The organism is Massilia suwonensis (genome assembly GCF_042655665.1).
GTDB lineage: Bacteria > Pseudomonadota > Gammaproteobacteria > Burkholderiales > Burkholderiaceae_D > Telluria > Telluria suwonensis.
Window position 1 is genome coordinate 1,973,511 of sequence record NZ_JBHSMR010000013.1, and the last position, 18,639, is coordinate 1,992,149.

Here is an 18,639-nt window from a genome sequence, read left to right on the forward strand (position 1 = left end):
TCCACTCGGCCCGGCATGGCGCCCGGCCGGTGTCACCACTGTAAAGACACCTTATTTTGATCAAGAAAAGCCTGCTCCCGCTGGCCCTTGGCGGCTTCGGCATTGGGATGACCGAATTCGTCATGATGGGCATCCTCCCCGATATCGCCACCGGTCTGTCCATCACGATTCCCCAGGCCGGCTACCTGATCACGGCCTATGCTCTCGGCGTCGTGGTCGGCGCGCCGACCCTCGTCAGCCTGCTGGCCAAGCGGCCGCCGCGTAGCGTGCTGATCTGGTTCATGCTGATGTTTGCGGTCTTTAATGCCCTGTCCGCGCTGGCGCCGAACTTCGGTTTGATGCTGGTGTCGCGCTTCCTGGCCGGCCTGCCGCACGGCGCCTTCTTCGGCGTCGGCGCCGTCGTCGCCCGCCGTCTTGCGGACGAAGGGAAAGCGGCGGCCGCGATGGCGACCATGTTCACCGGCCTGACCCTGGCCAACGTCCTCGGCGTGCCGCTGGGTACCTGGCTCGGCCATAACATGAGCTGGCGCCTGGTGTTCCTGATCGTGGCCGGCATCGGCTTGCTGACCGCCGTTTCGCTCAAGCAGCTGGTGCCCCATTTCGACGCGCATCCGAGCGGCGGCTTCATGAAAGACCTCAAAATCTTCCGCAGCCCGGGCCTATGGATGGCACTGGCGATCACCTCGATCGGCACCGGCGGCTTCTTTGCCTGGTTCAGCTATATCGCGCCGCTGCTGACCGACCTGTCGCGCTTTGCACCTGGTCAGATCCCGATGATCATGACGGTGGTCGGCGTCGGCATGACGGTGGGCGTGACCGCCGGTGGCCGCCTGGCCGACCGGGTCGCGCCGCTGCGCGCCGTCCTGATCCTGCTGGCCACGATGACGCTGCTGCTGTTGCTCAACGGTTTGCTGGCCACCTCGCAGCCGGCCATGCTGGCGCTGGCCTTCCTCACCGGTGCGAATGCGCTGGCGCTGGGGCCGCCGATCCAGATGCTGCTGATCGACCATTCGCGCGAAGCGGAAATGCTGGGCTCCTCGCTCGGACAGTCGGGTTTTAATATCGGCAACGCGACGGGCGCCTTCCTTGGCGGCATCCCTCTGACGCTCGGGTATTCGTATGCGGCGCCGCAGTGGGTGGCGGCAGGCCTGGCCGCGACGGGCGTGCTGCTGTCGCTGGCGATGCTGGCCATGCGCCGTGCCCAGCCGCCGCAGGTGCATGCGGCTGGCGCCGTCCACGTGCGCGAAACCGAATCCGCCTAGCGTCTCCTCCCTTCCAGCAGGCTCGACAGCATCTCGACGGGCAGCGGAAACACGATGGTTGCCGTCTTGTCGCTGGCCAGCGTGGACAGGGTCTGCAGGTAGCGCAACTGCATCGATCCCTGCTGCCGGGCCAGCACCTCGGCGGCCTGCATCAGCTTTTCCGACGCCTGCAACTCCCCTTCCGCGTGGATCACCTTGGCGCGCCGCTCGCGCTCGGCTTCGGCCTGGCGGGCGATAGCGCGCACCATCGATTCGTCCAGGTCGACGTGCTTGATCTCGACATTGGCGACCTTGATGCCCCAGGCGTCGGTCTGGGCGTCGAGCACTTGCTGGATATCGATGTTCAGGCGTTCGCGTTCGGCCAGCATGTCGTCGAGCTCGTGCTTGCCGAGCACCGAGCGCAGCGTGGTCTGGGCCAGCTGGCTGGTCGCTTCCAGGAAGTTGGCCACCTGGATGATGGCGCGCTCCGGATTGACCACCCGGAAATACAGCACGGCATTCACCTTCACCGAGACGTTGTCGCGCGAGATGACATCCTGCTTCGGCACGTCGAGCACCACGGTGCGCAGGTCGACCCGGACCATTTGCTGCAGCACCGGGATCAGGAGGATCAGTCCCGGTCCCTTTACCGCCCAGAAGCGGCCGAGCTGGAACACGACGCCGCGCTCGTACTCGCGCAAGACGCGCACCGACATGGCGAACAGGACCAGCACCACGACGATCAGCAGGGACAAGCCGAAACTCAGGTTGAACAGCATGCGGTTCTCCTAGTGTCCGTTGGCGGGCGCATCCTGATTGTTGCCGGGGCGTGGGGGCACCCGCCCCAGCGGTGCCGGAGGCGAGCCCGGCTCGAGCGGCGCCACCAGCAGCACGCGTCCGCGCCGGCCCAGTACGCGCACCCGCTCGCCGCGTCGCAAGGGCGCGTCGGCCGCCACCTGCCAGGTCTCGCCGCCGACGTTCGCCCAGCCTTCGCGCACGCCGTTACCGGCTGCGTTGCCGCCTGCGTCGCCCAGCATTTCACCGATGCCGCCCTCGAGCGACGCCAGTGCGCCGGGACGCGGCCGGCGCCGCGTGCGCAACGCGACCTGGGCGGTGCCCACCACCAGCAGCGCAGCGACAAAACCGATGCCCGCCACCAGCCCCAGCGGCAAGCCGAAGCCCGGCGCTTCGCTGTCGAGCAGCAGCAAGGCGCCGATCACGAAGGCGATCACGCCGCCGAAGCCGATCACGCCGAAGCTGGGCAGGAAGGCTTCGGCCAGCATGCAGGCCAGGCCGAACAGGATCAGCGCCAGCCCGGAATAATTGATGGGGAGCAGCTGCAAGCCGTACAGCCCCAGCAGCAGGCAGATGGCCCCGACCACGCCCGGCAGCACCGCCCCCGGACTCATGAATTCGAACAGCAGGCCGTACACGCCGACCGACAGCAGGATCAGGGCCACGCTCGGATTGGTGATGGTGGCCAGCAGGCGCGTGCGCCAGTCCGGCGGCGTCGCGGCCAGCACCAGGCCGCCAGTGTCGACGCGCCAGGGCTGGCCGCGCACGGCCACCGTGCGTCCATGCGCCTGCGCCAATAAGCCCGGCACGTCGCGCGCGACGATGTCGACCACCTTGGCCGCCAGCGCATCCTCGGCCGACAAGCTCAGCGACTCGCGCACCGAAGCCTCGGCCCAGACCGCATTGCGTCCGCGCAGCTGGGCCAGGCCGCGCAGGTAGGCGGCGGCATCGTTGACGGCCTTGCTTTCCATCGCAGTGGGCTGGCGCGATTTTTCCTCACCGGCCTTGCCCGTGCCCGATGGAGTGCCTGCGGGAGGATCCGGCCCGGTACCGATCTGCACCGGCGTGGCCGCACCGATATTGGTGCCGGGCGCCATTGCCGCGATGTGGCAGGCATACAGGATATAGGTGCCGGCACTCGCCGCGCGCGCCCCGCTTGGAGCGACGTAGCAGGCGACAGGCAGCGGCGCGGCCAGGATGGCGCGCACGATGACGCGCATGGAGGTGTCCAGTCCGCCCGGCGTGTCGATCTGGAGGACGAGCAGCCGGCTGCCCCTGGCCGCCGCCTGGGCGATGCCGCGTTCGATGTAGTCGGCGTAGGCGGGGCCGATCGGGCCGTCGACCGTGAGCAGGCTGGCGCCGGGGACAGCAGGACGCGGCTGCGCGGCCACGACCGGCGCCGCCAGCAGGCAGAGCAGGCACAGCAACCGCACAATGGTGATCGATGCACGCGCCGGCCAGGATTTCACACCGCCTCCGCAGGATGGTCTACCTGCGGTTAGAACGGCTGGCTTCGTTCTTGGTTCCCGTGCGCCGTTTGACCAAACGCGAGATGCTTAGACCAGCAGCGGCCCGCCCATCGCCTTGCAAGTCTCCAGCGCCTCGGCGCGGATCGCCTCCAGCAGCGCTTCGTCGAGGACGAAATCGAGGGCGCTGTCGCCGTGCTCCGGCAACTCCGGCTGCACGCTGCCCAGCGGCGAAGCCACCGGGGCGTACTGGTTGGCCAGCAGCAGCGTGTCGAGCAGGGTCGAGGGCGGCATGTTGATCCAGGCGCGCCGCAGGCCGCCGATGGCATCGGCCACCGAGGTCGGTACCGAGAGCTTTTTCAGCACCTCGAGGCTGACCACGTCCTCGCACAGCTCGCCCCACTTTTCCGGATCGTCGTCCAGCAATCCGGGGAATTCATCGGCGCGCGAGAGCAGATAAAAGCCGCCGACCTCGTGGATGATGCCGGCGAACAGGGCCGTGTCGGGATTCACGCCCGTGACGTGGCGCGCCAGCGACCAGGCCAGCGCGGCCACGTGGGTGGTGTGCTCCCACAGCTGCTCGGCCTTGGCGCGCAGGCCGGGATCCTTGATGCGGCTGCCGAACTGGCGCACCACCAGACTGGCAACCAGCGCCTGCAGGCGCCGGTAACCCATGCGGGTGACGGCGGCGCGCACGTTGGTGACGGACGGCCCACCGCCGCTGAAGGCGGCCGAGTTGGCCAGAGCGACGGTGCGCGCGGCCAGTTGCGGTTCAGCCAGCACCAGGCGGATCGCCTCGTCGAGCGGACAGTCGGGATCGTCGAGCGCCTGCTGCAGGCGCAGCACGGCATTGACGCTGGTAGGGAATGTGATATCACCGCGCGAGGCTTGCGCCACGATGTATCCGAAGGCTTCGAGTTTGTTCACCCGAAAATTATACCTGCCCGGCCCCCGCTCACGTCATTACACCGTGCGTGCCCGCCGATCCCGGCAGGAATGCGGCTTGCATACGACAACGCGCGCAGCCACCCGGGACGGCTGCGCGCGCTGCTGTGAAAGCGGCCCTGGCGAGCCGCCCGATTCCTGCGTGCTTACTTGACCTTGATCGCGCTCTTCACGCTGTTCACGCCTTCGACTTCCTTGGCCGCCTTGACGGCCTTGTCGGCCTCGGCCTTCGATTCGACGAAGCCGCTCAGCATGACGACGCCCTTCTCGGTCTCGACGTGGATGCCCAGCGATTTCAGTTCCGGCTGCGCCAGCAGGTTCGCCTTCACCTTGGTGGTGAGCGCCGTGTCGGATGCGGCAACGGCGGTCGTGCGGCCGGCGTCGCGGGTCTTGTCGGCGGCGCGGTCGGTGGCGTTGTCGGTCCTGGCGGCCGCTTCCCTGCTTTCCTGCTTGGCGTCGGCAGCCACCTGGCGGCTCTTGTCGCCGACGTTTTCCGCAGCATTCTCGGTCTTCTGTGCGACCGTCGAGGCAGCAGCCTTGGTCTTGTCGACCACGGTCGATGCGACTTCCTTGGTCTTCTCGGCAACGGTCGCGGCAACGGCCTTGGTCTTGTCGACGGCGGTCGATGCGGCGTCCTTGGTCTTGTCGGCGGCGCGCTCGGTGGCGTTCTCGGCGCGGCCGGCCATGGTGGTCACGTTGCCCTTGCTGTCGACCAGGCAACCGGTATTGCTGTTGCCGGCAGCCTGTTCGCACTTGGCGACGGCGGCGGCTTTCACAGGGTCCTTGGTGTCGGTGCTGGCGATCAGGCCGGCGCTGCCGCTGGCGCCGGCAGCCGCGGTGGACGATGCGCCGTCACGGCCGGCCTTGGCGTCGGCCAGCGCGGCGGTGCGCACCGACTTGGCGTTGTCCATGCAGCTGTCCTTCTCGGCGCCGCTCTTGGCGTCGCACTTGGCTTTCGCCACTTCGTAATCGGCTTCGGCAACCTTGTTGCGGGCGCTGGCGCGGCCTTTTTCGGAATTGTTGTACTTGGCGATGGCCTCGGATTCGCTGCGCGCGCGCGCCGCTTTCGCTTCGGCCATGCAGACGTCCTTGTCGTTGCCGCTCTTCGGATCGCACTTGGCGGTGGCTGCCTTGTATTCGGTCGCAGCCTTCTGGTTCACGTTGCGATAGGTCGCAGGATCGTGGTTCAGGGCGGCAGTCGGGGCGGCGGCGAAGGTGGCGCCGGCTGCGGTAGCCAGCAGAGTAGCGAGCAAGGTTTTCATGGCGGTGTCCCTGAAGTCAGTTGTTGTGATAGCGCCATTAAACGCGCCCCTCCCCACAACATCTGTGCGACAACGAACACTTGCCGAAAAAACCATAAAATGCCCTGTTGGCGGGCGGCGGGCGCCTGCGTCAGTCCTGCAGCAGGCCTTCCTTCCAGAGCGGCGCGGCGTCCTCGAAGGGCGCCTCGGCCTTGCCGAAACGGCTGCCGTCGCTCGCCAGCTCGACCCAGGCCCGGGTATCGTGCCCGCCGCGCGGGGTCTGCCCGGCGCGCACGCTGCGCAGCCAGCCGTGGACGCGGCCGTAGGCCTGCGGATGGCTGTGGCGGGTCCAGGCCAGCGCCGCCATGTCGGCATAGGCTTCCTCGCGGCGTGACTCGCGCAGGGCGCGCGAGATTGCCAGCAGCGAGCCGTCGCTCGCCGTCTCTTCGCCGACTTCGACGAAGCCGGCCGGCAACGCATTCCAGGCACCGTTCGCATGGCGCCAGCAATGGGCGATCTCGTGCGCCGCCATTGCTTCGATCAGCTCGGCCTGCTGCTCCTGTGCAATGCCTGCGAAGACGAATTCCGCCTGGGGATTGCCGCGCAGCGACAGCACCAGCTTGCAGCGACCGCCCGCATAGCCCATCGCGAGCGGCACGTCGGTAGCGCGCGCCTGGGGCTGGACAATGATGTCGATCGGGAGTTTCAATGCCTGGGAATAAACCAGGACCGGAGAGGCCGCCTGTAGCCAGCGGCTTTCCAGCGCCGTCAGTTCAGCGGCTTGGGCGGTAGCGCCAGCGAGCAGCGCAAAAGACAGCAGAGATTTGAACATGGGACACATCCGGATCAGCGAAATGCTTCAAAGCAATTCTATGACCCAGATTATCTTCCCACGCAGAAATATTTTTGTCCCTGTTCAAACTGACAATGCCAACGCGGCCTTATGCGGCGCCGGAACAACAGAGCGCGCCGCTTGCTGTTCCATTTTGAAGACACTCACGACCTCGGCCAGGGCCGCGGCTTCGTCGTTGAGCGACGCGGCGGCCGCGCTGGCCTGCTCGACCAGGGCGGCATTCTGGCGCGTCGCCTCGTCCATGCGGCCGATGGCGCTGTTGACCTGTTCGATGCCGGCGCTCTGCTCGGCGCTGGCCGAACTGATCTCCGCCATGATGTCGGTCACGCGCTTCACGCTGGTGACGATGTCCTGCATCGTGCTGCCGGCCTTGTCCACCAATCGAGCGCCGGCGTCGACGCGCTCGACCGAGCTGCCGATCAGGGTCTTGATCTGCTGCGCGGCGGCCGCCGAACGCTGGGCCAGGTTGCGTACTTCGGTCGCGACGACTGCAAAGCCGCGTCCCTGCTCGCCGGCACGCGCCGCTTCCACGGCCGCATTCAGGGCCAGGATATTGGTCTGGAAGGCAATGCCGTCGATGACGCCGATGATGTCGACGATCTGCTTCGAGGAGGCGTTGATCGAGGCCATCGTCTCGACCACCTGGGCCACCACCGCACCGCCCTTGGACGCGACGCTAGACGCCGATTCGGCAAGCGCATTCGCCTGGCGCGCGTTGTCCGCGTTCTGGCGCACGGTGCCGGTCAGCTCTTCCATCGAGGCAGCGGTATCCTTCAGCGTGTCGGCCTGGCTTTCGGTGCGATACGACAAGTCCTGGTTGCCGGCGGCGATCTCGGTCGCCGCGTTGGCGATGGTCAGTGTGCCGGTGCGCACCTGCGCAACGATGTCGACCAGGCTGTCGCGCATGCCCGCCATCGCGAACAGCAGGCTCGAGCGGTCGCCGGGCGCAGTGTCGATGCGCACGCCGAGATTGCCGGCGGCAATGCTGCGCACGATGTCGGCGGCGTAGTCCGGCTGGCCGCCGAGCTGGCGCAGCAGGCCGCGGCTGATGAACCAGGCGCCGAGGCTGCCCGCGGCCACCGCGATGGCGCACAGTACAGCCATCCAGCCGAAGAAGCTGCCGGAGAGCGCACGCGCTTCGGCGGCAGCGTCCTTGTTCAGCCGTTCCTCGAGGTCGATCAGGCGGTTCACGCTGGCCAGCCACGACACGAAGGCCGGTGCGGCGCCCTGCGCCAGCAAGGCGCGCGCACCTTCGGTATCGCCGGCCAGGCGCAAGGCCGTCACCTTGTCGATCAGCGGCTGGGTCTTGCGTTCGTCTTCCTTGATCGCGGCCAGTGCGCTCTTCTCTTCGGGAAGGATGTCGCTGCGTGCGGCGAACAGCGCATCGAGGGCGGTGCCGGCGCGCTCGTAGTTGGCGGCCAGCACGCGGATCTGTTCGATGGCAGGCTGGGCGGCGGCAATGTCGCCGGCCAGCACCACGTCGCGCAGGGCAATCGCGCGGTCATGCACGCTGCCGCGAAAATTGATTGCGTGACGTTGCTTGACGTTGTTGACGTCGTTGATGTGATTGAGGGTGGCATCGATGTTGCCGACGCGGCTCACCGCCAGCGCCGTCAACACCATCATGAGCGCCAGCACGGCGCCAAAACCCAGCGCCAGGCGGGCGCCGATCGTCATTTTCGAAGAAAACATGGAAGCTCGCTACAGGTCATCCGGACAACGCGCCGGTCACGTCCCCATAATTATTGCCGTAGGGAAATATGACGACACTATAGCAGAGCCACCTGCAATTTCGTCAAATACTGACTAGAAACGGCCCTCTAATGTTGTAATTTGCCGGAATTGATAGCAAATATTCATTGTTGCTCTTTCCTTGTCAGCGCCGTAGCGGTCACGAAGGCTGGGCGGATATCGTTCGGCACCGCTTTCATCTTGTCGAGCGCCTTCTGCACGTCCGGACGAATGACGACGTACTTCGTCATCATCGCCTTGGCGCGGGCGTAATCTCCGGTCGCTTCGATGGTCAGGAATTCGCGGTCGAGGTCGATCACGGCCTGCTTGATCTTTTTAAAATCGACCGAGAAGGTGCCGTCGCCATGCGAGACGAAGGCGCCCTTGTCGAGCAGGTAGTTCACCTGAATCGCCATGCCGCGCGCGTGCGAATCCGTCAGCCCGAAGTGCAGCGTGCGGAAGCACGACGCCAGGAAGGTGTTGTAGAGCTTGCGCTCGGCCGCCTCGCCCTGCCCCAGTGTGTCCTTCAGCTGGCCCTTCTCCATCATGTAAGCCAGTGCCCACAGGCCGGTGACGTCGGCCTTCGCTTCCTCGATGGTCGAATAGGCTTCCTTCAGGTCCTGGCGCGGCGTCGATTCCTTGCCGTTTTGTTTCGTGTGGTGCGGGCCGAGGCCGTGCGTGATCTCGTGCGCCAGGATGTGGGTGAAGAAGGAATCGAAATCGAGGTCCTTCTGGTCTTGCGGACGAAGTACCAGCTTGGTGATCGGTTTCAGGGTCGATTCGAACTTCGCTTCCTGGATGTTCTTCAGCATCACGCGCTTGGAGCCGCGTTCGCGGATGATGCGCTCGTCGTTCGGCAGGTTGTAGGCGGCCGTTTGCACGCCCATGTTGCCGTCGCCGGCGCCATACACCTGGTTCACGACCACCATCGGCGCCATCGCCCCGACCTTCGGATTGCGGTACTGCTTGTCGACCGGCAGGTTGTCTTCCAGCTCCTGCATGTGCTTGCCGAAGAAGTTCAGCTTCTGCGTTTCCTTCGGATCGCGCACGCTGACGTAGGCCTCGAAGGCGGCCTTGTAGCCGAACAGTTCGTCGTTATAGGTCTCGTACGGGCCGATGGTGATGTCCACCGGCGAATCGAGGTCCATCCAGGCGAAATCCGATGCCAGGTAGTCGTTCGACAGGAAGGCGTCGGCGCGCAGCAGCAGGAATTTTTTCAGGGACGCGTTATCGGTGCTGGCGGCGGCGTCGCGCAGGAGTTTCGCCAGTTGCGTGAGTTCCGTCTTGTATTCCTCGGAATACGGCACGGTGCGGAATTTGCCGTCCTTGCCGGTGCGGATCGTGGTGAAGAACCACTGCGCCGCTTCCTTGTCCTTGGCCGGCAGCCCGTTCATCCAGGCTTCCAGCGTCTCCTTGGTCGCGCCAGCCGGGTAGAAGTTCGCGCCGTCCGGCTTGCGCGCGGGGATCGCGATGCCTGCGTACTCGGCTGGCATGAAGGAGGCATTGCCGTCGATGATGGACCACGGTCCCTTGTTCAGCCAGAAGTAATCGCGTCGCGCCTTGCCGAGCGGCGTGTTGTCCTTCTGCAGCGCCGCCCACAGCGCTTCGTTGCCGGACCAGCGCTGACGCAATTGCAGGGTGTCGACGATCTTGGCCGCTTCGATCAGCTTGCCGATGGCGACGCGGTCGCCCTTCGACAGCCCGGCGGTCTCCGCGCGCAGGTCGATCGGCGCGAAGCGCTTGGCCATCGCGTTCAGTTCGGCGGCGGTGGCGGCGTGGGGTTTGGCGGCGGGTGCTTCGGCTGCCGTAACGGCGCCGGCGGCGATGGCCAGCACCAGTGGTGCGAGAAGGTGTTTCATGTGTCTCCTGTTATATTGCGATTTCCGTAGGGCGGGCATGCCCGCCAAATTCGTATGCATTTACTCACTGCATGCACGACACGTTTGCGCCGGCACATATGGCATTGTGCATCACGCGGCTACGATGCCGCACCATGCCAAACTACCGCCGCCGCCACGCCGGCCCAACCTACTTCTTCACCGTCGTCGTCTACCAGCGCCGTCCAATCTTCTGCGACCCGCGCTTTCGCGCCGCTCTCCGGCAATCGATCACCGTTGTCCGCGCCGCGCGCCCATTCACGATCGACGCCTGGGTGCTGATGCCGAATCACATGCACTGCATTTGGACCTTGCCGGAACGGGATTTCGATTATGGACGTCGCTGGGGCGAAATCAAGCGGTATGTTTCGTACTTGTGCCGCGAGACGCTGCACGACCCTGCGTTGTTGACACGAACGGCGAAGAAGCAGCGCGAATCGACGATCTGGCAACGCAGGTTTTGGGAACACCAGATACGCGATGACTCCGATCTTGAAAAGCATATGGATTACGTGCATTTCAATCCGGTGAAGCATGGCTTCGTGATGAACGTCGGCGAGTGGGAGCATTCGACGTTTCATCGGTATGTCCGCGATGGGGTGTATGCGCAGGATTGGGGTGGGACGGTGGATGCGCGGACGCGCAATCTGGATTGAGCAGCGGGTGGGCATGCGCACGTAATGGCGGGCATGCCCGCCCTACGTTACACGACCGACGCAGCTTAACGACCGCGCCGGTTGTGTATGTTTATTCGCGTACGGCAGCCAATTCCGGGCCCGTGTACTTCATCAGCAAGCCCTTCGGCCCCACCGCCCAGCCAACTGAGGGACTGGCGAAGCCGACCGTATTCACCGGCGTGTCGTCCAGCGCGGTCCAGCTTTTACCACCGTCGCGCGAGAAGCCGGAGCCGGCCAGGCCGGCGGCAACAAAAGCGCGCGGCGCGCCCGGCACCGGTACCACCACCGACATGTAGCCGCTTGGTGCGACCCGTGCCGGCGTCCAGGTTGCGCCACCGTCCGAGGTCAGCGCGCCGTTGACGCCGGCCAGCAGCCGTTCCTTGTAGTCGCCGCCCACCGCCACGCCCTCTTTCGCATTCGCGAAAGCGACCGAGAAGACGCCCTTTGCGGCCGCGCCGGCCGGAATCGGCGTCGTCGCGGCGCGCCAGGTGCGTCCACGGTCGCTGGAATGGAAAACACGCGAGCTGCCCGCGCCGCCGGTGGCGATCCAGGCATCGTTCGTTCCGGCCACGGTGAGGCAGGTGCCGCTGGCGGCGAACGCACCCTCGTTCGGCATGGCTTCCAGGCCGCTGGCCGGCATTTCGCGCCAGCTCGCGCCGCCGTCGCTCGTGACATAGACCTGGAAGCGGCCCTTGACCGGATCGCCGAACAGGATGCCGTTGTCCTTGTCCCAGAATGCCATCGCATCCCAGAAACCGTCCGCGTAGCTGTTGGTGGCCAGCAGGCGCCAGCTCGCGCCGCCGTCGGCGGTGGCATAAAGACGCGACGCCGCGCCCGGCCCGGCTCCCATCACGATGGCGGACTGCGCGTCGAAGGCGTGGATGTCGCGCAGGTCGATGGCGCCGGCGTCCGGCACCTGCAGCGCCTGCCAATGGACGCCGTCGCTTGTACGCAGCACGGTGCCTTTCGTGCCGCTGGCCCAGGCAATCTTGTCGCTGACGACGGAGAGGCCGCGCAGCTCCGCGGTGGTGCCGCTGGACTCGGCGTGCCAGGATGAGGAAGACTGCGCGGAGGCGGCGCCTGCGCAAAGCAGGGCTGCAAGAAAGAGGGAGCGAGCGGGCATGGGCAAGGGCATCGATTGATAGTGATTGCCGATCTTACACTGCCCGCTCCTGCTTGCGATGGTTTGTGATGCTTGACAGCCGAGGAGCGTCAGCGGACCGTCGCGAGAGCCGGTGCTTGCGACCAGCCGCCACCCAGGGCACGCGCCACGGCGACCGACGCCAGCAAACGCTGCGTGCGGATCTGTGCGGCGGCGCGATCGGCGGCCAGCGCACTGCGCTGCGCATCGGTGACGTCCAGGTAGGTCGACACGCCGCGCTCGTAGCGCGCCTGCGCCACCAGCAGCGCGCGTGCGGCCGCTTCCTGGGCTTGCACCTGCACGTCGCCCTGCTTCTGGCGCTGCTGGGCATCCGACAGGGCATCCTCGACTTCGCGCAGCGCGGTCAGGAGGCGGTTCTCGTGGTTCGCCACCGCCTCTTCGTAGCGCGCCTTGTACAAGGCCAGGTTCGCCTTGTTGCGGCCGCCGTCGAAGATCGGCAGCGACAGGGCCAGCGGGCCGACCGAGAACTGGCGCGCGCTGCCGCCGGCGAGGTCGCGCAAGGATTCGGAGGCATAACCGAAATTGCCGGTCAGCGTCAGCGAAGGATAGAACATGCCTTCGGCCACGCCGACCTGCGCGTTCGCGGCGCGCAGGTTGGCGACGCTGGCCGCCAGGTCCGGACGCTGCGCCAGCAGGCTGGCCGGCAGGCCGACCGGAATCGACGGCGGCAGCGGCAGCGCCGGCCTGGCATCGGCCGCCAGCAGGCGCGTGCTCGGCGAGACGCCGACCAGCAGCGCCAGCGCGTGTTCGACCGTATTACGCTGGCGCTGCACTTCGTGCAGGTCGGCTTCGGCATTGGCGCGCTCGACGCGGGCGCGCGAGACGTCCAGCTCATTCGTCAGGCCGGCGTCGAAACGCGCTTCGACCAGTTCCTGCGCTTCGCGCCGCGCCGCCAGTGCGTTGACCAGGATCGCCTGCTCCGCATCCAGCCCGCGCAGCTGCCAGTAGCTCTGCGCCACCTGGCTCGACAGCACCAGCATCACGGCGTCGCGGTCGTCCTGCGCCGCCAGCGCCTGGGCGTCGGCCGCTTCGATCACGCGCCGCACGCGGCCCCAGATGTCCAGCTCATACGAGAAGGCCGCGCCGACCGAGAAGTTGTTGCCTTCGATCGAGCGGCCGCCCAGGGCCAGCGCCTGCGAAGTCTCGGCCGAGGTGCGCGAATTCGACACGCCGGCATTCACCGACACGTTCGGCGCCTGGCCGGCGCGCAGCACGCCGAGCTGGGCCTGGGCTTGCACCAGACGCTGGGCCGCCGCCTTGGCGCCCGGGTTGTCGCGCAGCGCGCGTTCTTCCAGGTCGCTCAGGGTGGGATCGTTGAACACGGTCCACCAGGTGGCCGGCAAGCGCGCCGTGTCAGCAGGCGCCGCATCGACGTGACGGTAGGCCGGCGTCTGCACCGTCTCGGGCGCCTTGAAATTCGGACCGATGGTGGAGCAGCCGCTTGCCATCAGGGCCAGCGCGGCCGTCACGCCGACGGTCAAGGCACGCTGCGGGAACATGCGAATCAGGGAATCGAACATCGTTTTCTCTTCTTTTAAATTGGTTCAGTGACCGCCACCGCCGGCGCCGCCGGGGGACTTGACCTTGTCGGCGAGCCAGACCATGGCGATGCAGCCGATCAGGATCGCGCCGACGATAAAGAAGCCGTCGTTGTAGGCCATCACATAGGATTCGCGCCGCACGATGCGGTCGAGCGCGGCCAGCGCCTGGTTGGCCGCCGTCGCCGGATCGATGCCGTTGGCGATGAAGGCTTGCGTCATCTGCTCGATGCGTTCCTGGGTCGGCGCCGCATAGGACGACACCGATTCGCCCAGGCGCGCCGAGTGGAAATGCTCGCGGTTGGTGAGCGAGGTCGCCAGCATCGCGATGCCGACCGAGCCTCCCAGGTTACGCGTCATGTTGAACAGGCTCGAAGCGGAGGGCATGTCTTTGGGGGCGATGCCGTTCATCGCAAAATTCGACAACGTCAGCATCACGAAGGGCTGGCCGATGGCGCGCACGATCTGGGTCAGCATCAGCTGGTCGTAGCCGGTGGTGGCGTCCATGTAGGCGTTCATCAGGCAGGAGCCGCCGAACAGCAGCAGGCCGAAACTGCACATGATGCGGTTGTCGACTTTCGAGGACAGGGCCGCCGCGAACGGCATCACGATCAGCTGCGGCAGGCCGACCCAGGCGATCACTTCGCCGATCTGCATCGGCGTGTAGCCGGCGATCTGGCCCAGGTACAGCGGCAGCAGATACGAGGAACCGTACAGGCCCATGCCGGTGACGGCCGACAGCACGGTCGCGATCAGGAAGTTGCGGTGGCCGTAGAGACGCAGGTTGACGAAGGATTGCTGGCGCGTGAAGGCGGTCGAAATCCATCCCAGGATGCCGATCAGGGCGAGTGCGGCGAAGGTCACGATGAACTGCGAATCGAACCAGTCCTTCGAATTGCCCTCTTCCAGGAAGATCGTCAGGCAGCCCAGGCCCAGGGCCATGAAGCCGATGCCGAGCCAGTCGGCGTGGACGAGCGTCCTGGCCTGCGAAGGTTCGCGGTCGAGGCCATACACCATGCCGGCGATGAGCAGCACGCCCGGCACCCAGTTGATGTAGAAGATCGAGGGCCAGCCGTAGATCTCGGACAGGTAGCCGCCCAGGGTCGGCCCCATGGCCGGCGCCAGCGTGGCGGTGAGGCCGAAGATGGCCATGCCGACCGCGCGCTTGGAACTCGGCAGGCGCGTCATCACGAGGGTCATCGCCATCGGGATCAGGGCGCCGCCCGTAAAACCCTGCAGCATGCGGAAGACGATCATGCTCTCCAGGTTCCAGGCCGCGCCGCACAGGGTCGAAAAGATCAGGAACAGGGAGGTGGTGCCGATCATGTAGCGGCGCACGCCGAAGGCGCGCGCGAACAGCGCCGTCATCGGGATCACGACGATCTCGGCGCACAGGTAGGCGGTCGAGATCCAGGAGCCCTCTTCCTGGGTCGCCGAGAGCGTGCCCAGGATGTCGCGCAGCGAGGAGTTCGTGATCTGGATGTCGAGCACCGCCATGAAGGCGCCCAGCATGCCGGCGGCGACCGCGATCCAGGTGCGCGCATCGACGCGCGCACCGGCGGCGGGTGCGCCTGGGAACACGGCCGGTGCGGCCTTGGTCGTACTCGTCATGGAGCTTCCTTACTTCGCCGCGGTGTTGGCCGATGCTGTGCGGGTGGCTTCCGCCTTCTGGCGCAGGTCGACTTCGGCGACCACCGACATGCCCGGCACCAGGCGGCCGGTCAGGCGCTGCACGTCGGCGGGCGCCAGGGTGATCTTGACCGGCACGCGCTGCACGATCTTGGTGAAGTTGCCGGTCGCGTTATCGGCCGGCAGCAGCGCGAACTGGTTGCCCGAGGCCGGCGAGAAGCTGTCCACGCGGCCGACCAGGTGCTCGTTCGGCAGCGCGTCGATCTCGAGGTCGACCGCCTGGCCCGGCTTCAGGCCTGCCAGCTGGGTTTCCTTGAAGTTGGCGGTTACCCAGACCTTGTCTTCGACCACGGCCACCAGCTGCTGGCCCGGCTGCACGCGCGCGCCCACTTCGACGCTGCGGCGGCCGATGCGGCCATCGACCGGCGCCACGATGCGGCTGTAGGTGACCTGCTGCTTGGCGTCCTTCAGCTGCGCCTGCAGCACCTTGATCTGGGCCTTCAGCACGTCGCGCGCCGACTGGGAAGCGTTGATTTGCGCCTTTGCGGCGCTGGCGTTGTCGCGGCGCGCATTCACGTCGGCCGCGGCGGCGGCACGCGCGGCGTTCGCGGCGTCGACTTCGGCCTTCGAGACGGCTTTCATCTGCTTGGTGTAGAGCTGGCCGAAGCGCTCGGCATCCTGGCGCGCGCGCAGGGCCAGTGCCTGCGACTGGCCGACCTGCGCCTGCGCCGCCTGGGCCTGGGCCCGCACCTGCTCGACCTGGGCGTCGGCCTGGATCACCTGCTGCTTCGCGCTGGCGATCTGCGCTTCGATCTGCTCGACGCGCACGTGCTGGTCGGCCGGATCGAGTTCGGCGATGACGTCGCCCGCCTTGACGTGCTGGTTGTCTTCCACCAGCACGCGCGTGACGACGCCGGCGATGCGGGCCGACACCGGGTGCACGTGGCCGGCGATGTAGGCGTTTTCGGTATCGACGAAGTTATGGCTGCGGTACCACATGCGTCCGCCGGCAGCCAGGGCCGCGATCGCGATCAAGCCGACGACGACGAGGACGCGCTTGTTGGGCGGGGTCTTGCCGGGAGCGGCTGGGGCCGGAGCGGCGGAAGGATTGCCGAGCGGCTTTTGCTCGAGCGTAGGCGTTTGCGACATGGAGTACTCCGAAAAGGGAATAAGGCAATTTCCCACATTATTCGGCAAGTACCTCAGTTCGTCAAGAAATGAAACGGTTGCATTTCATTTCTGTGTGATTTACAGTGAGGGCATGAGCAAATCATCGTTAGCAAGCCGCGTCCCCTGCCTGCGCGGCGCCGGCCGCCCCAAGGCAAGCGACGTCGAAGCCCGCATGCAAGACCTGATCGACGCCGCCGCCCGCCTGTTCCTGACCCACGGCTATACCCGCACCAGCCTGGAATCGATCGCCCGTGCGGCGCGCGTGGCCGTGCGTACCATCTACGTGAAATTCGGCGGCAAGGCCGGCCTGCTCGAAGCGGTGCTGGTGTCGCGCCGTGAACAGTTTTTCAAGGTCGGCGACCTGGAACACGACCTGCGTCCCTTCCGCGAGGTCGTCGGCGATTTCGCGCACCGCTTCTTCGACCTGCTCTGCGAAGATCAATTGATCGCGATGCAGCGTGTGGTGATCGCGGAAGCCGGCGACAATCCGGAGCTGGCCCACACGTTTTATGATACCGGCCCGCGCATGACGCGCGAGATGCTGGAGCGTTTCTTCGCCCGTCCCGACATCCGCGCCCAGTTGCGCTCCGACCTGCCCTTCGAGCAATTGCCCGCCTTCCTCACCAGCTGGATTTCGGGCGACGCCATGCAGCGCTTTATCTTTCCACACGATCAGCCGGCGCATGAGGAAGCGCATCGCCAGCTGGCACAGCGTCTCGACCTGTTCTATCGCGCGGTGCTGAAGTAGGAATGTACTGACGAGCGAAATGTGCGGCATCGCACGGACCCGTTATCGATAAAAATGAGAACCTGTCTGCCTTATCAAGGAGGATGTCATGGATCTCAACAAGAACATCGATGCAGGACACTGCAAGGGGGTAGCATGAGCAAGACTTCCCGTTACGAATGGCGCGACCAGCAGGCTGCGCTGCAAGAGCGCATGAAAGGGTTCCTGATGAACCCGGGCAGCGAACAGCTGGAAGCCGTCGTCGCCGAAATGCGCGCCTATGCCGACGCCGCCAAGTCGGGACATATCGATATCCCGCAAAGCTGGACTGCTTATGGCTGATCGCCGCCCCTGGCGCCGTGCGCGGCGCCTCCACGAAATGCCGCCCTGCTCACGCTCGGCGGCATTTTTCATGGATATCCAGCGTTCTACACGTCACCGGGACAACAGCGGGACACTTACCCTCTTTATGTACACAAATCGCTGGATTTAACGAGAATAGCAAGCACCAACCTGCCACACGGTTGAAACATTGACGATTGCATCAATTCGCTTCCGGTTATGATGAATTACTAATTCATTAATTTTGTCTAACTCTTCAGCATGGGGATCGGCGCATGACTACGATGACTGGACGATTGGACTTACGGGATCTGCGCAGCGATCCCTGGCAGGCCGAACTGGCCGCGATCCGCCACGAGTTCGAGGAACGCATGGCCGAACTGCTGCCCGACAGCGGCAATGGAGCCGACCTGCTCACCCAGGCGATGCGCGCCGGCACCCTGAGCGCCGGCAAGCGCCTGCGGCCCCTGCTGCTGATGCTGGTCGCGCGCGACCTCGGCTGCGCCTCTCCCGCGCTGGTCGACATCGCCTGCGCCGTCGAGATGGTGCATGCCGCCTCCCTGATCCTGGACGACCTGCCCTGCATGGACGACGCCAGCCTGCGCCGCGGCCAGCCGACCATCCACGTGCAGTTCGGCGAGGACGTCGCCATCCTGGCGTCGGTCGCCCTGCTCAGCCGCGCTTTCGGCGTGCTGGCCAGCGCGCCCGAGGTGCCGCCCGCGGTGCGCGCGCGCCTGGTGGCGAAGCTGTCCGAGACGGTCGGCACGGCCGGCCTGGTGCGCGGACAATTCGAAGACCTGCGCGCCGGCGCCCAACGCTCGGAACAGGAAATCGCCACCACCAACGAGCTCAAAACCGGCGTGCTGCTCGGCGTCTCGGTCGACATGGCCGCGATCCTGGCCGAGACCGACGACTGCGTCGCGCAATCGCTGCGTGCCTTCGCCTTGGCCGCCGGCCACGCCTTCCAGATCCGCGACGACTTCCAGGACGACGTCGCGATGGACACGACCGTCACCGGCAAGGACACCGGCAAGGACCTGGGCAAGGCCACCCTGGTCAATGCGCTCGGCTTCGAGGAAGCAAAGAAGCGCCTGATGCGCCACCTCGACGAGGCCGACCGCAATCTGACCGACGCGATCGGCAGCAAGCAGCGCACGCGCCGCTTTGTCGACACCCTGTTCGGGCAGGGTGCAGGCTTTCGCTTCGCCGACACTGCGCCGGAGCGGCAGCAGGTGCGCCATTGAG

The 18,639-nt window shown here is 66.1% G+C and carries 16 protein-coding genes; 5 read left to right on the forward strand and 11 right to left on the reverse strand.

What is annotated here, in order from left to right:
* Window positions 1–56: 56 nt before the first annotated feature.
* Entirely contained in the window at window positions 57–1,262 is a 1,206-nt protein-coding gene (locus ACFPQ5_RS17020; protein WP_379758237.1) for an MFS transporter, read from the forward strand.
* Here the strand turns inward: ACFPQ5_RS17020 and ACFPQ5_RS17025 are convergent.
* The 7 genes from ACFPQ5_RS17025 to ACFPQ5_RS17055 all read right to left on the reverse strand — a co-directional run bounded on the left by ACFPQ5_RS17025 (window position 1,259) and on the right by ACFPQ5_RS17055 (window position 10,131).
* The gene (locus tag ACFPQ5_RS17025; protein ID WP_379758240.1) at window positions 1,259–2,020 is read right to left on the reverse strand and encodes a slipin family protein; all 762 of its coding nucleotides are present in this window, start codon (window positions 2,018–2,020) and stop codon (window positions 1,259–1,261) included. The two genes, ACFPQ5_RS17020 and ACFPQ5_RS17025, sit on opposite strands and share 4 nt — an antisense overlap.
* Before the next feature lie 9 nt (window positions 2,021–2,029).
* Window positions 2,030–3,505 carry an NfeD family protein gene (locus ACFPQ5_RS17030; protein WP_379758243.1) on the reverse strand — a complete coding sequence of 492 codons (1,476 nt, stop codon included), beginning with the start codon at window positions 3,503–3,505 and terminating at the stop codon, window positions 2,030–2,032.
* Between the two features lie 87 nt (window positions 3,506–3,592).
* A complete protein-coding gene (locus ACFPQ5_RS17035; protein ID WP_379758246.1) occupies window positions 3,593–4,429 on the reverse strand; it encodes an HDOD domain-containing protein in 837 nt (278 codons plus the stop codon).
* 164 nt (window positions 4,430–4,593) lie between these two features.
* Window positions 4,594–5,709 (reverse strand): BON domain-containing protein, encoded by a 1,116-nt coding sequence (locus ACFPQ5_RS17040; protein WP_379758249.1) that lies wholly within the window; start codon window positions 5,707–5,709, stop codon window positions 4,594–4,596.
* 130 nt (window positions 5,710–5,839) lie between these two features.
* A complete protein-coding gene (locus ACFPQ5_RS17045; protein WP_379758252.1) occupies window positions 5,840–6,520 on the reverse strand; it encodes a hypothetical protein in 681 nt (226 codons plus the stop codon).
* An 84-nt stretch (window positions 6,521–6,604) separates the two neighbouring features.
* Window positions 6,605–8,233 carry a methyl-accepting chemotaxis protein gene (locus ACFPQ5_RS17050; RefSeq protein ID WP_379758255.1) on the reverse strand — a complete coding sequence of 543 codons (1,629 nt, stop codon included), beginning with the start codon at window positions 8,231–8,233 and terminating at the stop codon, window positions 6,605–6,607.
* Window positions 8,234–8,397: 164 nt separating this feature from the next.
* On the reverse strand, window positions 8,398–10,131 hold the full coding sequence (locus ACFPQ5_RS17055; protein ID WP_379758258.1) for a dipeptidyl-peptidase 3 family protein: 1,734 nt from the start codon (window positions 10,129–10,131) through the stop codon (window positions 8,398–8,400).
* A gap of 134 nt (window positions 10,132–10,265) precedes the next feature.
* Between ACFPQ5_RS17055 and ACFPQ5_RS17060 the strand changes: the two genes are divergently transcribed.
* Window positions 10,266–10,805, forward strand: a complete 540-nt coding sequence (locus tag ACFPQ5_RS17060; RefSeq protein WP_379758261.1) for an REP-associated tyrosine transposase — start codon at window positions 10,266–10,268, stop codon at window positions 10,803–10,805.
* Window positions 10,806–10,896: 91 nt separating this feature from the next.
* Here ACFPQ5_RS17060 and ACFPQ5_RS17065 read toward each other — a convergent pair whose 3' ends face one another.
* The 4 genes from ACFPQ5_RS17065 to ACFPQ5_RS17080 form a co-directional block, all read right to left on the reverse strand.
* Window positions 10,897–11,949 carry a WD40/YVTN/BNR-like repeat-containing protein gene (locus ACFPQ5_RS17065; protein ID WP_379758264.1) on the reverse strand — a complete coding sequence of 351 codons (1,053 nt, stop codon included), beginning with the start codon at window positions 11,947–11,949 and terminating at the stop codon, window positions 10,897–10,899.
* Window positions 11,950–12,038: 89 nt separating this feature from the next.
* Entirely contained in the window at window positions 12,039–13,508 is a 1,470-nt protein-coding gene (locus ACFPQ5_RS17070; RefSeq protein ID WP_379758267.1) for an efflux transporter outer membrane subunit, read from the reverse strand.
* A 24-nt stretch (window positions 13,509–13,532) separates the two neighbouring features.
* The gene (locus ACFPQ5_RS17075; protein WP_379758270.1) at window positions 13,533–15,137 is read right to left on the reverse strand and encodes a DHA2 family efflux MFS transporter permease subunit; all 1,605 of its coding nucleotides are present in this window, start codon (window positions 15,135–15,137) and stop codon (window positions 13,533–13,535) included.
* A 9-nt stretch (window positions 15,138–15,146) separates the two neighbouring features.
* Complete coding sequence (locus ACFPQ5_RS17080; RefSeq protein WP_379758273.1) at window positions 15,147–16,304, reverse strand: HlyD family secretion protein; 1,158 nt, start codon at window positions 16,302–16,304, stop codon at window positions 15,147–15,149.
* A gap of 112 nt (window positions 16,305–16,416) precedes the next feature.
* On the opposite strand from ACFPQ5_RS17080, the gene ACFPQ5_RS17085 reads away from it, so the two are divergent.
* The 3 genes from ACFPQ5_RS17085 (at window position 16,417) to ACFPQ5_RS17095 (ending at window position 18,638) form a co-directional block, all read left to right on the forward strand.
* Window positions 16,417–17,073: a TetR/AcrR family transcriptional regulator gene (locus ACFPQ5_RS17085; RefSeq protein WP_379758276.1), complete on the forward strand. Its 657-nt coding sequence runs from the start codon at window positions 16,417–16,419 to the stop codon at window positions 17,071–17,073.
* 135 nt (window positions 17,074–17,208) lie between these two features.
* Window positions 17,209–17,394: a hypothetical protein gene (locus ACFPQ5_RS17090; protein WP_379758279.1), complete on the forward strand. Its 186-nt coding sequence runs from the start codon at window positions 17,209–17,211 to the stop codon at window positions 17,392–17,394.
* A gap of 275 nt (window positions 17,395–17,669) precedes the next feature.
* Window positions 17,670–18,638 carry a polyprenyl synthetase family protein gene (locus ACFPQ5_RS17095; RefSeq protein WP_379758282.1) on the forward strand — a complete coding sequence of 323 codons (969 nt, stop codon included), beginning with the start codon at window positions 17,670–17,672 and terminating at the stop codon, window positions 18,636–18,638.
* Window position 18,639: the final 1 nt, after the last annotated feature.